Annotated in this window: 13 protein-coding genes and 1 pseudogene; 7 read left to right on the plus strand and 7 right to left on the minus strand. The window is 68.3% G+C overall.

The window, feature by feature from the left end:
* Position 1 precedes the first annotated feature (1 nt).
* The 4 genes from OG811_RS23235 to OG811_RS23250 all read left to right on the plus strand — a co-directional run bounded on the left by OG811_RS23235 (position 2) and on the right by OG811_RS23250 (position 3,426).
* A complete protein-coding gene (locus tag OG811_RS23235) occupies positions 2 to 211 on the plus strand; it encodes an MbtH family NRPS accessory protein (protein ID WP_124773869.1) in 210 nt (69 codons plus the stop codon).
* Between the two features lie 69 nt (positions 212 to 280).
* Positions 281 to 1,246 carry a 2,3-diaminopropionate biosynthesis protein SbnA gene (gene sbnA, locus OG811_RS23240; protein WP_347662394.1) on the plus strand — a complete coding sequence of 322 codons (966 nt, stop codon included), beginning with the start codon at positions 281 to 283 and terminating at the stop codon, positions 1,244 to 1,246.
* A gap of 9 nt (positions 1,247 to 1,255) precedes the next feature.
* Positions 1,256 to 2,239 (plus strand): 2,3-diaminopropionate biosynthesis protein SbnB, encoded by a 984-nt coding sequence (gene sbnB / locus OG811_RS23245; protein WP_406068647.1) that lies wholly within the window; start codon positions 1,256 to 1,258, stop codon positions 2,237 to 2,239.
* Positions 2,240 to 2,256: 17 nt separating this feature from the next.
* Entirely contained in the window at positions 2,257 to 3,426 is a 1,170-nt protein-coding gene (locus OG811_RS23250) for a pyridoxal-phosphate dependent enzyme (protein ID WP_406068649.1), read from the plus strand.
* A gap of 86 nt (positions 3,427 to 3,512) precedes the next feature.
* Here OG811_RS23250 and OG811_RS23255 read toward each other — a convergent pair whose 3' ends face one another.
* A complete protein-coding gene (locus OG811_RS23255; RefSeq protein ID WP_406068650.1) occupies positions 3,513 to 4,391 on the minus strand; it encodes an alpha/beta fold hydrolase in 879 nt (292 codons plus the stop codon).
* Positions 4,392 to 4,583: 192 nt separating this feature from the next.
* Between OG811_RS23255 and OG811_RS23260 the strand changes: the two genes are divergently transcribed.
* Together OG811_RS23260 and OG811_RS23265 are read left to right on the plus strand one after the other, a co-directional pair.
* Positions 4,584 to 5,927 carry an extracellular solute-binding protein gene (locus OG811_RS23260; RefSeq protein ID WP_406068652.1) on the plus strand — a complete coding sequence of 448 codons (1,344 nt, stop codon included), beginning with the start codon at positions 4,584 to 4,586 and terminating at the stop codon, positions 5,925 to 5,927.
* Between the two features lie 33 nt (positions 5,928 to 5,960).
* Positions 5,961 to 6,836, plus strand: a complete 876-nt coding sequence (locus OG811_RS23265; RefSeq protein ID WP_406068654.1) for a MaoC/PaaZ C-terminal domain-containing protein — start codon at positions 5,961 to 5,963, stop codon at positions 6,834 to 6,836.
* Positions 6,837 to 6,908: 72 nt separating this feature from the next.
* On the opposite strand, the gene OG811_RS23270 is transcribed toward OG811_RS23265, so the two are convergent.
* Positions 6,909 to 7,874, minus strand: coding sequence for a DUF1702 family protein (locus tag OG811_RS23270; protein ID WP_406068656.1), 966 nt, complete (start codon positions 7,872 to 7,874; stop codon positions 6,909 to 6,911).
* Between the two features lie 261 nt (positions 7,875 to 8,135).
* Here OG811_RS23270 and OG811_RS23275 point away from each other — a divergent pair, with 261 nt between their 5' ends.
* Entirely contained in the window at positions 8,136 to 8,942 is an 807-nt protein-coding gene (locus OG811_RS23275) for a BTAD domain-containing putative transcriptional regulator (protein ID WP_406068657.1), read from the plus strand.
* Between the two features lie 73 nt (positions 8,943 to 9,015).
* Here the strand turns inward: OG811_RS23275 and OG811_RS23280 are convergent, their stop codons facing one another.
* From OG811_RS23280 to OG811_RS23300, 5 genes and pseudogenes are all read right to left on the minus strand, one after another.
* Positions 9,016 to 10,374 (minus strand): cytochrome P450, encoded by a 1,359-nt coding sequence (locus OG811_RS23280; protein WP_406068658.1) that lies wholly within the window; start codon positions 10,372 to 10,374, stop codon positions 9,016 to 9,018.
* Positions 10,371 to 10,844 carry an acyl-CoA thioesterase gene (locus OG811_RS23285; RefSeq protein WP_406068660.1) on the minus strand — a complete coding sequence of 158 codons (474 nt, stop codon included), beginning with the start codon at positions 10,842 to 10,844 and terminating at the stop codon, positions 10,371 to 10,373. Before OG811_RS23285 ends, OG811_RS23280 begins: the two co-directional genes overlap by 4 nt.
* A 236-nt stretch (positions 10,845 to 11,080) precedes the next feature.
* Positions 11,081 to 11,689 carry a DNA-binding response regulator gene (locus OG811_RS23290; protein WP_406068662.1) on the minus strand — a complete coding sequence of 203 codons (609 nt, stop codon included), beginning with the start codon at positions 11,687 to 11,689 and terminating at the stop codon, positions 11,081 to 11,083.
* Between the two features lie 17 nt (positions 11,690 to 11,706).
* Positions 11,707 to 12,915, minus strand: coding sequence for a sensor histidine kinase (locus OG811_RS23295; RefSeq protein WP_406068663.1), 1,209 nt, complete (start codon positions 12,913 to 12,915; stop codon positions 11,707 to 11,709).
* Positions 12,916 to 13,190: 275 nt separating this feature from the next.
* A pseudogene (locus tag OG811_RS23300) lies at positions 13,191 to 14,316 on the minus strand (branched-chain amino acid aminotransferase).
* Positions 14,317 to 14,748 lie beyond the last annotated feature (432 nt).

The following is a 14,748-nucleotide window of genomic DNA, read 5'->3' on the forward strand; positions in this document are numbered from 1 at the left end:
CGTGTCCAACCCGTTTGACGACGCCGACGCTCGATATCGCGTTCTGGTGAACGACGAAGCCCAGTACTCACTGTGGCCCGCCGCCATCGCCTGTCCTGACGGTTGGGTCGTCGTCCATGACGACGACTCCCGCTCTGCCTGCCTCGAGTACATCGAGGATCACTGGACAGACATGCGTCCGGCAAGCCTCGTCCGCTCCCAGGATGGCTGAGAGCCCAGCGGGTACGGTGCCGGCCCACCGGCTGATGCCGCCCGCGTACCACTGGCGTAGCGAGGACCGATGATCTTCAACGCTGCGTACGACATCGTCACCGACGACATCTTTCTCGACCTGGCCGGGTTCGTCCCCGGGGTCGATCTGAACCTGAAGCTGGAGGGCCTGAATCCCGCCGGGTCCATCAAGCTGAAGACCGCCGTCGGGCTGATCGAAGACCTGATCAGCAGATCCGGCATCGGCCCCGGCGACCGGCTGATCGAATCGTCCTCCGGCAACCTCGGTATCGCCCTCGGAACCGTGTGCGTCACCCGGGGGATCAGTCTCACGATCGTCGCCGATCCCAACACCAACGCGGCCGCCATCCGCACGATGCGGGCGCAGGGCACCACTGTCGTGGTCGTCACCGAACGGGACGCCAACGGTGGGTTCCTGCAAACCCGGATCGACTACATCCGGTCCCAGCTGAAGCAGGACCGGAAGCTGTTCTGGCCCAACCAGTACGCCAACCGGGCCAACAGTTCTGCGCACTACCGGCAGACAGCCCGCAGCATCCTCGACGAACTGCCCGATGTTGGCGCCGTGGTCATCGGGGTGAGCACCTCCGGCACACTCATGGGCTGTCTGGAGTTCTTCCGCGAGCACCGCCCGACCACCCGGATCATCGCCGTCGACTCCGAAGGATCGATCCTCTTCGCGGACCAGGGCGCTCCGCGCCTCATTCCCGGCCTGGGCGCGAGCCTCCGTCCCGAGCTGCTCGTCGACGGCGGCGACTACGAGCGGGTGGTGGTGCCGGAAGTGGAGACGGTCTCCGCGTGCCACCTCGTGGCGCGCCGGTATGGACTGCTGGTCGGTGGGTCCACCGGTACGGTGCTCGCCGCGGTGCGTCGCCTGGCACCGACGTTCCGGAACGGGAAACCGGTGGTGGCCATCTCGCCAGACACCGGGGAACGGTACGTCGACACCATCTACTCCGAGAAGTGGGTGGCTGAGCACTTCCCGGGAATCGACTCGGTCCTGGCTCGGTGGTGAGGAGTCCGAATGTTTCAGATCGTGCCGCACGCGGTCGCTGTCGATGCGCTGAGCGGCTCCCGTGACGCCGTCCTGACCGCGGTCAAGAAGGCGTATCTCGCCCATGACAGAGGTCAGACCGTCAACCCGTCCAGCCACTTCCTGCGTTTCCCGGACCGGCCGGCGGACCGCATCATCGCCCTGCCGGCGTACCTGGGCGGCGAGGTCGGGATGCCTGGGCTCAAATGGATCAGCAGCTTCCCCGGCAACCACGAACTCGGTCTGCCCAGAGCGTCAGCCGTGCTGCTGCTCAACGACGACCGGACCGGCCGACCCGTGGCCTGCCTCGAGTCGGCACAGATCAGCGCCGTGCGTACCGCCGCGTCCGCAGCTCTGGCGGCGCGAGCTCTTCGACCCGGGAACGGGCCGGCCAGTGTCGGCTTCGTCGGTGCTGGCGTGATCGCGCGCACCATCGCTGACTTCCTCCATCACACAGGGCTGCCGGTGACCCATTTCTTGTGCCACGATCTCGTGCCCGAGCGGGCCCAGCAGTTCGTCGGTCACGGGGAGAAGCACTGGCCAGGGTCCGGCGGTGTCGCGGACCTGGATGCCACACTCGGCTGCGACGTGATCGTCTTCGCGACCACCGCGGGAAAGCCCTACCTGCCGGAGACCCTGCGTTTCGCACCGGGACAGACCGTTCTCAACATCTCGCTGCGCGACATCCACCCGCAGACCCTGCTCGCCGCACAGAACATCGTCGACGACGTGGATCACTGCCTGCGCGCGCAGACCTCACCCCATCTGGCCGAGGAGCTCTCCGGCGGACGCGACTTCGTCACGGGAACACTCGCCGACGTCCTGCTCGGCAGGTGCGAACTGCGAACGCGGGAACCGGTCGTGTTCTCGCCGTTCGGTCTCGGCGTCCTCGACATCGCACTCGGCGCCATCGTTCTTGACCACGCGAAGAGCGATTCGCGCACCGTCACGGTGGCGAACTTCTTCGAGGACTGACCCGCAAGGAGGCACCGGTGGGTGAGGCACGGCTGGAGTCCGGTGTGCACGGACACGAGACTTACACCTACGACTACGACAGGACGCTGCTGCCCGGCCCCGACTCCGGGGCCGGCATGTGGCGGTATCAGCGCCTGCTGCCACGCCCTGACGTGTCCACCCGGTACCCGCTACCGGTCGGGGGCACGCCGTTGCGTCCGGTGCGGGAGCTGCGGCAGCGACTCGGACTGCCGGGACTGTGGCTCAAGGACGAGACAGTGGGACCGAGCGCCTCCAACAAGGACCGGGCGACGGCTCTCGTGATCGACCAGGGACTGCGTGTCGGCGTCGGTGTCGTCTCGACGGCGTCGACCGGTAACGCCGCTCTGTCGACCGCCATCGGCGGCGCGGCCGCGGGAATGGCCGTCGTCATCTTCGTGCCCGCCGACTGCGCGCCGGCCAAGGTCGAGCTGATGACGGCGATGGGTGCGTACGTCTTCCGGGTCCGCGAGGGCTATCGGGCCGCGTTCGAGCTGTCCCGGCGCGCCGCGGCCCAGTTCCACTGGCTGGACCGCTGCACCGGGCTGAATCCGCTGACCATCGAGGCCAAGAAGACGGCCTCCTTCGAGGTCTGGGAGCAGCTCGGCGACCGTACGCCGGATGTGGTGGTGCTGCCCGTCGGTGACGGTGTGACCCTGATCGGCGCGGCCAAGGGCTTCCGGGAACTGGTCGCCTGCGGCGCGCTGGAAAGGGTTCCCCGGGTGGTCGCGGTGCAGGCGCGAGACTGCGCGCCGCTGGCCGCGCAGTGGCATGGCGTCCAGGCGCCGGCCCGGTGGCGAGGCACGGTCGCCGACGGCATCGAGGTTCCGGAGCCGATGCTCGGCGACTGGGCCATCGACGAGGTCCGTCACTCCGGCGGCGACTTCGTCACCGTCAGCGACGCCGAGATCCTGGACGCGGTCGAGTTGCTGGCCGACGCGGCGCAGGTCGCGACCGAGCCTGCCGGGGCCGCGGCGGTCGCGGGTCTGCGCCGGGCGTGCGCCGCGGGGCTGGTCGCTCCGGACGAGACGGTGGTCGCCTGGGTGACCGGCGCGAACCTGCCGGTCGCTCCGGTCGAGGTGGACAGGCCCGGCGTGGTCTTCACCATCTCGGCCGGCCTCGACGCGGTGGCCGCGGCGCTGGCCGGTACGTCCGTTCGGGTCACCTGAGCCCGGCCAGGGCGTCTGCCGGATGGGAGTGGGGCGGCGGTCACCCGCCGCCCCACCGTCGAGGTCTGACCCCGGCCGCGACCGGGCTATCTCCGCTCGGACAACCACTCATGTGCCTCAGGCAGGCGCCTCTGCGCCAGCGTCCCGTGCCCGTCGTCGTCGAACCACCGGGCGTCCGCTCCGGGAATCTGCCGGGCCAGCCATTCGCCGTGCGCGAACGGCACGAAGACGTCCCGTCGGCCGTACATGAGCAGGACCGGGACAGCGACGTCGGCGAGGTCGAACCCCCACGGCCGTACCTGGGAGCCGCTGTCGTCCCACCATCCCTGGATGCCCGGCGCAAGGCCGGCGCTCCGGCAGGAGGACAGGAACTGGTGGTACCTGCCGAGCGTGACCGCGGCATCCTCCCGGGCGGGCGTCCACGCGTCGGCGTCGACCGCATCGTCCGCCGACGCGAGGAGGAACTCCTCCCGGTCCTGGTCCATCTTCTTCCGCGCCGCGTCCGGGTCGGTGAGGTACATGCGGGTGTCGTCGACGTCGTCCCGGTACATGTCGGCGAACCAGTCGAGGCCCTCGGGCTCGAACGGCGCCATGCCGGCCAGCACGACGGCGGCGGTCACCAGATCCGGCAGCAGGGCGGCGCACGCCAGCGCGGGTGGCCCACCGCCTGAAAATCCCCACGTCCCCAGGCGGTCGATGTCCAGCTCGGCGCAAATCGCGCGGACGTCGTCGGCGGTGTCGGCGACGGTGCGGCCCGGCCCTGGCGAGGAGTCACCGTAGCCCGGCCTGTCGTAACTGATCAGCCGCAGCCCCCGTTCGGCGGCGTCGCGCACCCACGGACCGTGGAAGGCGGCTCTCCGGGAACTCGGCGTGCCGTGGTGGGCGAGGATCGGCCAGCCGGCGGGATCGCCCCACTCCTCGACGGCCAACAGCCGACCGTCCGACGTCCGTACGGTGTGGCGCATCCTGCCTCCTTCGCGCTGGGTTCGCACAGCCGTAGCCATCAGAGCACGGTGGCCCGGAGCGGCAACCTTCACGATTGCCCGACCTCTGCCGCGGTGAGCAAAACCGAAGGCGCGGTCGGCTGCGCCCCGCTGACACGATCGACTCACGCCTGCTCACCACCCCGCGCTGCCGGCATGAATGAAGGAGCTGACATGACGCAACAGCCGAAGATCAAGATCAATGTGTGGCTGACGGATCCGGCCAGCTGGGCAACCAACGAGGCGGACATCGCGGTCTCCGCTGCCTCTGAGTTCAACGAGGCGCACCCGGAGTACCAGGTCGAGATCAACCGACACGACTTCCGTACGATGCCCGCCGAGGTGGCGCGAGCGGCGGAGCACGGGGAGACGCCCGACATCGCGGAGTACCACTTCACCGCCACCCGCGCCGCCATGGACATGCTCGGGCCGGATGGGAACCCCCTGTTCACGCCCGTCGGGCGAGCCATCGCGGGGCGGACCGAGGTCCTCGGTGAGCGCGTCGTGCTCGACGACATGGTGCCCGCGGCGCGCGACTACTTCCGCTACCAGAGCGAGCTGATGGCCATCCCGCGTACGGCCTCCGGGATCGTGCTCTACGCCAACATGGACCTCCTCGCCAAGGCCGGCATCACCGAGCCGCCCCGAACCTGGCTCGAGGTCACGGCGGCCTGCGAGGCACTCGCCAAGCTGCCCAACGGGCCCACGCACGGCATCGCCTGGCCCAACTTCTACTGGGTCTTCCTCCAGTCGGTCGCCCAGCAGGGTGGACTGATCACGGATCGCGACAACGGTCGGTCCGGCCGCGCCGAGAAGGTGAACCTGGCCTCGGCCGAGATGATGAACTACGTCCGGTGGTGGCAAGGCCTCCACCGCGACGGCCACTACCTCTACACGGGCGAGCTCCTGGACTTCGCGGGCGGCTACGCCGCGTTCGAGGAGCAGCGGATCGGGCTCTTCCTCAGCTCCTCGGTGGACGCGTCGCACCTGTTGGACCGGGGTGAGCGGCACGGGTTCACCGTGGCGGTGCGCCCCATGCCCTACAACGACGATGTTCCCCTGGCCGGCAACATGATGGGCGGATTCGCGCTGTGGCTCGCCGCGGGCCTGAGCCAGGCGAAACAGGATGGTGCGCTGGCGTTCATCCAGTACCTGAACCGGCCGAGCAACGCCGCGGAGTGGGCCAAACGCCACCACCGCATCCCGATCAGCAGGGCGGCGGTCGACGTCCTCCACGAGGAGGGCTGGTACCGCGACAACCCGCGTCTTCGCGTGGCCGGCGAACAGCTCGAGGCCGCGGACGGCTCGCCGGCGGCGCTCGGTCCTCTGCTCGGAGGGCAGGCGGGCATCATGGGCGAGATCACCAGCGCGATGCACGACGTCCTGACCAATGGCGCCGAGCCCCACGCCAGGTTCGCCGAGGCGACCCGACGGGCACAGCAGATCCTCGACGCCTACAACTCGTACTGCGACGGGCCTCCCCGCCGCACCCCCAATGACCTCGCCGTCAGCCTGTAGCCGACGCCCTGGCATCACCGTCTGGAGGTCGTGATGTCGCTCGATCACAGTCTCGTCGGCGAACCGGGGGAACGGTGCGAGCGAACCTGGACCTCGAAGGACGCGCTGCTGTACGCCCTGGGCGTCGGCGCGGGCCTCGGCGATCCACTGCGTGATCTCCAGTTCACGACCGAGAACAGCGACGGCATCGAGCAGAGGGTGCTGCCCACCTACGGCGTGGTGATCGCACAGATCCCACCGGCGCGCAGCATCGGTGACTTCGATCGCGCCCAACTGGTGATGGCCGAGCAGTACGTCGAGCTGCACCGGCCGCTACCGGTCAGCGGCACGGTGCTCACCTCGCCCACCGTCACCGGCATGTACGACAAGGGCTCGGGTGCGCTCGTCGAGTCCGAGAGCGTCGCGGTCGACCCCGCCACCGGCGAGCGTTACATCACCACCCGGTCAGGGATGTTCATCCGGGGCGAGGGCGGGTTCGGCGGCGACCGCGGCACCTCCGAGCCGTGGGAGCCGCCGAGCCGGGACCCGGACCACCAGGTGGTGGAGCGGACCAGGCCGGAGCAGGCACTGCTGTACCGGCTTTCCGGCGACCGGAACCCGCTGCACAGCGACCCCACATTCGCCGCACGCGGAGGCTTCAGCCGGCCGATCCTGCATGGTCCGTGCACCTTCGGCTTCACCGGGCGGATGCTGCTGCATCAACTGTGCGGCGCCGAACCGGCGAACTTCATCGCGATGTCGGGCAGGTTCACCGCCCCGGTCACCCCAGGCGACTCGTTGGTCGTCTCGATCTGGCGCGGTGCTGACGGCACCGCCTCGTTCCGGACAGCCAGGGGAGACGGGACCGTGGTCATCGACCGGGGTCGGTTCAGGTATCGCGCCTCGTCCTCGTACCAGGCCCCTTCTTAGGGCCGGCGGCCGGGCGGCGGTCTTCCACCGGACCGGCGGACCGGTGACAGCTCGGGAACGAGCTGTCACCGGTCACGCGTTGTCGAAGTGTGCCCGGATCCGTTGGCGCCACAGCTCGTAGGCGGGCGCCGATCCAGGGGAGTGCACCGCCGTGGCGTCGGCGAGCGCGCCCGCCTTGTCCACGGTGAGACCGGCCAGGGTCTCGCAGGCCGCGGTGGTGTAGTCCGGCACCAGGCCAGCGTGGGTACGCGCCTTCACCGCGAACACCACGCCCAGTGCCAACTGCGCCCAGTGCTCGCCGGCGGCCCGCCGCAGGGCGGCCAGGCCCTCCGCGTCGCTTCCTCCGGCGAAGGTCGCGGCCAGCCCCACGCCGCTCCACAGGTCCGGCTGGCGGTGCTCGGCGAAACGCCCCACCGCGGCGGCGACATCGGGGGCGCGGCCACCACAGATGAACCACAGGGCCCGTCCGACTCCCTGATCGACGGCTCGAAGGAAATAGTCCGGCGAACCTTCCCAGGGATAGGGCTTCGGCACCTTCTGCGCATCGACCCAGCGCGGCGTCTCGAAATACGCGCGATCGAATCCGTACCCGTCGACAGCCAACCAGCTCATCGTCGGGTAATAGGGGTCGCCGGCGAGGTTGGGAACTGCCTTGTTCCACAACTTCCTGGGCAATCGTGCCATCGCGAAACCCATACCGATGTATGCGAGGAAAACATGGGGACGCCCGGGCCCGAGGAGCAGATCGCGGGTTCGGTGGCCACGTCCCATGGCGTCGAGAACGGTGAAGGCCATCGTCACCCCCTCGTAGGCGAATCCGCGCATCTCCTCGCTCACCAGATCCAGCCGGCGCTCGACCTCCCACTGGTCGCGGGCATCGATTCCCCACTCGAACCCGCAGATGACGGCCTGGGGCACAGCCTCCAGGTGTCGTACGCCGGGGGACGGTTCGCCCGGGAAGCCCCGTTTGGCGAAGGTCACGTCGGCGAGCTGAGGGCTCAGCATGAGCCTGCGCATCGAGCCGAAGACAGTTGGCATCTATCCACCTTCCGCGGGTGACACCGACGCGTCACCTCTCCATCGTGGCGTGAGGAATGCGGGCGCGCTTACTCTCGGTTGCTGTTCGTCGCCCGACTTCGTCACAGGCTCGGCCATTGGTGGTCGCACGTTGCGATGTCATGTTTGTGGGGTGAGTTTTTCACCCTCCGGGTCGTGACCAGATCTCTGGGAGCTGGGGTTCCGCTCGAGGGACGATCGAGCAACCGAAAGTCATCCGGTGTCAACCCTTGGAGCTGAGAAATGAACAGGGAAAATGGGAAGGTCGTCTTCCAACTGCTGGGCCCGGTGTCCGCGCACCTGAACCACCAGCCGGTGATGCCGAACGCGCCCAAGCAGCGCCAGATCCTCGTGCTGCTCGCGCTCAACGCCGGGCGGGTGGTCACCACACAGACACTCGTGGAGGAACTCTGGGGGGACCAGCCGCCACGCAGCTTCGCCACCACCCTGCAAACCTACATATTCCAGCTGAGGGCCAAGCTGGCGACGGCTGCCCGGGACCGGGACTGGGCGAGACGGCTGCTCGGCACCAGGCACTCCGGCTACCAGCTCGACGGGCAGCTGTGCGAGACCGACGTGGCGGAGTTCGACAACCTCGCACGCGCAGGTCGCAGAGCCGTGGATTCAGGAGACCCGAAAGGCAGCTCCGAACTGCTGGGTTGCGCACTGGCACTGTGGCGCGGGCCGGCCCTCGTGGACGTCCCGGTCGGCCGGATCCTGCGTGCGGAGGTCGGATCGCTCGAGGAGAACAGGATCGGCGTGCTGGAACGCCGGATCGAGGCCGACATCGACCTCGGTCGTCATGCGGACCTGTTGGGCGAGCTGACGATGCTGGTGGCCAAGCATCCGATGCACGAGAACTTCTACGCCTTGCTGATGATCGCCTACTACCGCTCCGGGCGCGCCGGTAACGCGTTGGAGGCCTTCCGGCAGATACGGGCCGTACTCCGCGACGAACTGGGCGTGGAGCCGGGCCCGCGGCTACAGCGACTTCATCAGGCGATCCTGGCCGGCGCCCTGGACTTCGAGCCGGTCTGGCTCGCGTCGTAGCCCGAACCGCCCGGCGACCTCCGCCGTCACGTCGTGGCCCCGACGGTCGGTCGCCAGGAAGACGCCGCAGCGGTCAGGCCCGCCTCACCCGCACCGGCAGGCCACCGCGGATCCGGAGCGACAGCATGGCCTCGGGCACCGGGTCGGTCGGCCCGGCAAACTCGAACCGGAAGCGGCGCGCGACCATGGCCGCGATGAGGGTCGCCTCGAGCATGCCGAGGTGGCTTCCCACGCAGACCCGGGGGCCCGCCCCGAAGGGTATGTAGGCGTACCGGTGGCCGACAGGCGGGGCGTCGGCCGCGAACCTCTCCGGCCGGAACTGGTCCGGCTCGTCCCAGAAGTCGCGGTGCCGATGCAGCGTGTAGGGGCTGATCATGATGTCCGCGCCGGCAGGGACCGGGTATCCGCCGATCTCGTCGGCGGCCAGGGCCACCCTCGGTAGCCCCCAGACCGCGGGATAGAGCCGCATCGTCTCCTGGATGACCATCGTGGTGTACGGCAGTTTGACCAGGTCGCTGTACTCCAGGGTGCGGTCGCCGAGGACCGCGATCGCCTCGGCACGCAGTCGCTCGGCCGCCTGCGGATGCCGGCTGAGCAGGTACCAGGCCCAGGACAACGTGCTGGCCGTGGTCTCGTGCCCGGCCAGGAGCATCGTCACGATCTGGTCGCGCAGCCCACGCCAGCGGGCATCGGCGTCCTGCTCGCTCTCGCTGACGCGCAGCAGCACCGACATGAGGTCGGACCCGTCCGTGCCCGTGTCATGTCTGCGGGACTCGACGAGCGTTCGCACCGCGTCTTCGATCTGCCGCTTGGCGGCGCGGAAGCGGCGGTGGCGCGGAAGCGGCATCCACAACGGCAGCGCGCCCAGCGTGACCATCTCGAACATTGCCTGCTCCTGCGCAGCCTCGAACGCTGGCCCCAGGAAGCTCAGCGGACTCAGGTCGGCGTCGAGCAGGGTCCTGCCGAGCACATCCATCGTGAGCGCCGTCATCTCGTCGGCCACATCGACGATGTTTCCGGCCTGCGCTGCCAGGCGCTCGGTCAACTGGGCGCCGGCGTCGGCCACCACGCCGGCGAAACCCGCGATGCGCTCCCGGCGGAAGGCGGGCGAGATGACTCGCCGCTGACCGCGCCACGTCTCGCCCTCGCTGGTGAGCAGGCCGTCGCCGAGAATCCGCCGTCGGGCTTCGGCCAGGCCCAGCCCTTTGTGATAGTTGGCGGCATTGTCGGTGAGCACATGCCTGGCGTGGTCCGGATGGTTGAAGAAGTAGAGCGTCTTGGGCCCCATGGAGAACCGGACCACGTCGCCGTACTTGTCGGCCGCATCGGACAGCAGACCCAGCCGGTCACCCCACAGCTTGCGCAGCAACCCGGGCGTCGCCCACGGCGGTGGCCCCGGGAAGGTCCGTCGGCCATGCGCGGCGACACTCATGCCCTGCCTCCGGTGCCGGTGCCCCGGGGCTGCGTGGTGGGGGCGACCGCGAAGGCACCCAGCGCCGACGCGAGCTGCGGCGGTACCTGTGCCGGGGTGGCGGTACCGTTGGCACCACGCAGGCACGCCACGCGTTCGCGGCACCGAGCGATTAGATCCTCCACTCCCTCGCCTACCCGCACGACGTCGAAGGCGAAGCCGATCTGGGTCTGCGTCAGCTCCTTCAGCCGCATCCGGATCGACACCTCGTCGAAGGCAGAAACCTCGGCCAGGTGTTCGCACTCGGATTCGATCGGGCGCAGTTCCAGGTCGTCACTTAACTCGTCGAGCACGCCCGGAGCGTGTTCGAGCAGAAACATCTCGCGGCACCGGCCCTGCCAACGCGTGTAGTAGACGTTGTAGACGCTGCCGACGAGGTTCGTCTCCTCGAAGCCGACGACGTGCCGGTATTCGTAGTACTGCTTCCTCATGGCCGCCTCCGTCAGAGTCGCTTACGCAGCTCAAAGGAGCGGCAGCGCCGGTTCACCGGCTGTGCCGCAGGTTGTGCCGAACGTGGTTCTGCGTGCTGCGCCGCAGGCTGTTCTGCTGACCTGTGATTAGATTGCGGGAAGGTCGTACGCCGCTCCACCTCGGACCTTGCTCACAAGAACAGCAATCCACGATCACTCGGAGTTGCGGAATCCCGTCCGGGTCGGCTGTCGGCGCCCTAGGGCAGCCAGCCTGAGTCGTAAGCCATCTTGACCGCTTCAACCCGGTTGCGGGCATGTAGTTTGGTGACGACCGTTGTGAGGTAGTTGCGGACGGTCCCGACCGACAGGTGCAGAGTAGCGGCGATTTCGACCGGGTCCGCACCTCTGGCTGTCATCCGCAGCACCTCGTGCTCCCGTGTGGACAGCGGGTTTTGGCCGCAGTCCCAAGCGGACAGGGCCAGCTGCGGGTCGATCACCCGGCGGCCCAGGGCGATGGCACGAATGGCGTTGGCCAGGTCCTCCGGCGGAGAATCCTTCAGCAGAAAGCCGGACACCTGGGCGGTAAGCGCGCGGCTGACCGTTCCGGACCGTCCCAGGTTCGTGAGGATGAGGGTACGACAGCAGGGCAGTTCGGTCCTGAGCTGTGCTGCCGCCGACAGGCCGTCCAGACCCGGGAGATCGACGTCGAGGACCGCGACGTCGGGCCGGCAGTCCAGCGCCGTGGAGACGATGTCCGTGCCGTTGTCGACGGCCGCGACCACCCTCAGGTCCCGCTCCAGTTCGATGAGGGCTACCAGCGCCCCGCGGACCATGGCGACGTCCTCGGCGAGCAGGATCCGCAGCATGCGCAACTCCCCTCAATTCACGCGGCCGGCGCATGCCGGGCCGACGACGAGCTGCATCCGACGCGATGTATCCGGGTGCCCAGGGCCGCGTCAGCCTTGACGGCGACCTCCGCGAGCACGTGGAATCGGCCGTCACCGCATACCGACGCGCTCAATGTCCCGCCGACCGCCTGCAGGCGGAAGGCGAGGTTCTCCAACCCGCCGCCGTCGCGATAGGTGGTTGCGGTCCGTGGAACCCCGTCGTTCGCGACGGAGAGTGTCACGTGTTCATCGCTCTGTTCGACAGTGATCCAGCAGTTACGCGCACTGCTGTGCCGCAGGATGTTCGTGGTCAGCTCACGCAGAAGCATGGCGAGGACCGAGTCCACCTTGTCGGGCAGGACTCCGCAGTTCACCTCGACCCGCGCCGTGACGTTGGCGCTGGCGAACAGCGAGGCCACAGCCGCCGCCTCCTGGGCCAGTGAGATGTTGCGGTACCCGTCGGCCACCTGCCGCACCTCGGCGGCGGCCTGCCGTGCCATGGCGACCACGTCGCGCATCTCGTCGCTGGCCGTGGCCGGGTCGCTCTTCGTGAGCCGTCCGGCCAACTCGGCCCGAAGCGTGATCGCGGCCAGGCTGTAGCCGAGCAGATCGTGCAGGTCCCGGGCGAAGCGCATCCGCTCTCTGACCACGGCGAGTTGTACCGCCTCGGTGTGCCTGCCCTGCACCTGCTTGATCATCACGTTGAGGCGGTACATGCCATAGATGGTCAGGCCGATGGCCATGCTGGCGATGGCGATCGTGCCGGCGTACCGCACTCCGGGCCCTATCGTCACGGCGGCCGCGAACGTGCTCATGACCACAGTGGTGAACAGCGCCCATGCGGCTCGACCGGGAACCACGAGCAGCACCGACGCTGCGAGGAATCCCCCCGTGCCGGGCCAGACCGCGCCGACGGCCAGCATCGGCAGGTAGGTGGTGAGAGCCTCGACGGCCAACAGCCCCATCCGCGGCCACGGTGGGCCCGTAGCTGTCACTCTGATGTGACGGGTCTGCAGGACTGCCAGGGTGGTGACCACGACCAGACTGACGGCCACCCGCCGCGACGGCATGGGTGCGATCAGGATTGCGCTGATCTGTACCGCAAGCAGCACGCCCAGAATCACCAGCCGCAGACGTGCCACCCCCGGCACTGCGTCTTCGCGTTGAGCCTCCTCGGCCGACGGCATGGAACTGATCAGCTTCATGGCATCTGTGATGTCATTCGGAAACCCCCGAAACCAGGTCTTCGTGGAAGGTTCAGTGGCCCATTCCTCGATGAAGGCGCTGTGGGCCTGCGACGACGCGACCGGACCGATGGCGTACCCGGGCCGGCGCCTCAGATGTCGGAGCAGGTCTCGTTGCCGCAGCGCGCTGGTGGTGGCCCACGGTCATGCCGGATCGGCGGACCTGCCGATGGGCCGCCAGACGCGTGTGGAGAGACACCTCTCCTGTCGGAGCCCGACAGGAGAGTCCCTCACCGTCAGCACACGATGCGCGTCCAGCCCAGGTCATCGGGGATGCGGCCGTACTGGATGCCGAGCAGTTCGTCACGAAGTCGCATGGTCACGGGACCAGGGCGACCGTCGCCGATCGTCCACTCGTCGCTCGCCCCGCGTACGCGTCCGACCGGTGCGATGACCGCCGCCGTACCGCAGGCGAAGACCTCGGTGATCTGGCCAGCCTCGCACTGTTTGCGCCACTGCTGTACGTTGATGCGCCCCTCGCTGCGGCCGAGGCCGAGCCGCCCGCTCAGCTGGAGCAGCGAATCCCGCGTGATTCCCGGCAGGAGGGTGCCGGTCAGCGCGGGGGTCATGAGGGAGGCAGGTTCGTCGGCCGCGGATTGTTGGACGAAGCAGAGGTTCATCCCACCCATCTCTTCGACCCAGGTGTGCTCGACCGCATCCAGCCAGACAACCTGGTCGCAGCCTTGGTCCACCGCCTCTCGCTGGGCGAGGAACGCGGCGGCGTAGTTGCCGCCGGCCTTCGCGGCGCCGGTCCCGCCGGGCGCCGCGCGCGCGTACTCCTGCGACAGCCACACGGTCAGTGCGGGGCGGGCCGGTCCGGGTGCTGAAATAGGCGGACGCCGGGCAGGCGATCACGCAGAACAGGTAGCTGCGGGACGGGAGGGTGAACCCCAGCGTGGGCTCGGTCGCGATCATGAAGGGACGAAGGTACAGGCTGGTGCCCGCACCGTGCGGCACCCACTGTCGGTCCTGCCGGACCAGCAGCTCGATGGCTCTCACGAAGGTCTCCACCGGGATCTCCGGCATCGCCAGTCGCCGGGCGGAGGCGTTGAACCGGGCGGCGTTGCGCTCCGGGCGGAACAGCGCGATCGACCCGCCCTGCTGGCAGTACGCCTTCATGCCTTCGAAGATCTCTTGCCCATAGTGGAAGACGGATGCCGACGGCGGCAGAGCGATGCTCTGGAACTCTTCGAGGCGTCCGTCGTGCCACCCGCGCTCGGCGTCCCAGCGCAGGGTGATCATGTGGTCGGTGAACACCTTACCGAAGACCGGTGCGTTGAGCACCGCTTGCCGGTCGGTGTGGGACAAGGGATTACGGTTTGGACGCACGTCGAAATCTAGTATGACTACTGCCCTCCCCATGACATGTAATGTGTGTTTTGGCGGCTATTTATGTTACTGATCAGTTGCCAGTAATTTATTCGACACAAACGACTTCTCGTCGTCGGGAAAACCGTAGGCCGGTCAGCGCCTCAGCACGAGACCCAACAATTTACCTTCACCTGGGCAGGTGCGCCAGGTAGTGCTCCTTGCGACGGGAAGGTCCGATATGCACTGATCGCCTCCCTCTCCTGGGTTCAGGGGTCGTATCGAACTACCTCGACATCCATCCTAGATCGAGTGGCGTTCTTGCGTCGAGTCCCGCCGATTGGACCTCGATCGGCCACCACCTCCTGCTCCTCGACTAAACACCAGGTCAGGGCACACCTCAAGATTTTCTTCGACCGTCAGGTGAGACGATCGGCACTGATTCGGGATCGCGTCGGTTTCCGCGCCTCCAGCTGGACGAGGGCG

This window comes from Micromonospora sp. NBC_01638 (assembly GCF_045209745.1).
Taxonomy (GTDB): Bacteria; Actinomycetota; Actinomycetes; order Mycobacteriales; family Micromonosporaceae; genus Micromonospora.

Bases quoted from the DNA above. Each gene is read 5' to 3' on its own strand.
- OG811_RS23280 (WP_406068658.1), bottom strand. From the start codon at position 10,374: ATGAGTGTCGCCGCGCATGGCCGACGGACCTTCCCGGGGCCACCGCCG.
- OG811_RS23255 (WP_406068650.1), bottom strand. From the start codon at position 4,391: ATGCGCCACACCGTACGGACGTCGGACGGTCGGCTGTTGGCCGTCGAG.
- sbnB (WP_406068647.1), top strand. From the start codon at position 1,256: ATGTTTCAGATCGTGCCGCACGCGGTCGCTGTCGATGCGCTGAGCGGC.
- OG811_RS23295 (WP_406068663.1), bottom strand. From the start codon at position 12,915: ATGAAGCTGATCAGTTCCATGCCGTCGGCCGAGGAGGCTCAACGCGAA.
- OG811_RS23290 (WP_406068662.1), bottom strand. From the start codon at position 11,689: ATGCTGCGGATCCTGCTCGCCGAGGACGTCGCCATGGTCCGCGGGGCG.
- OG811_RS23285 (WP_406068660.1), bottom strand. From the start codon at position 10,844: ATGAGGAAGCAGTACTACGAATACCGGCACGTCGTCGGCTTCGAGGAG.
- OG811_RS23265 (WP_406068654.1), top strand. From the start codon at position 5,961: ATGTCGCTCGATCACAGTCTCGTCGGCGAACCGGGGGAACGGTGCGAG.
- OG811_RS23260 (WP_406068652.1), top strand. From the start codon at position 4,584: ATGACGCAACAGCCGAAGATCAAGATCAATGTGTGGCTGACGGATCCG.
- OG811_RS23275 (WP_406068657.1), top strand. From the start codon at position 8,136: ATGAACAGGGAAAATGGGAAGGTCGTCTTCCAACTGCTGGGCCCGGTG.
- sbnA (WP_347662394.1), top strand. From the start codon at position 281: ATGATCTTCAACGCTGCGTACGACATCGTCACCGACGACATCTTTCTC.
- OG811_RS23270 (WP_406068656.1), bottom strand. From the start codon at position 7,874: ATGCCAACTGTCTTCGGCTCGATGCGCAGGCTCATGCTGAGCCCTCAG.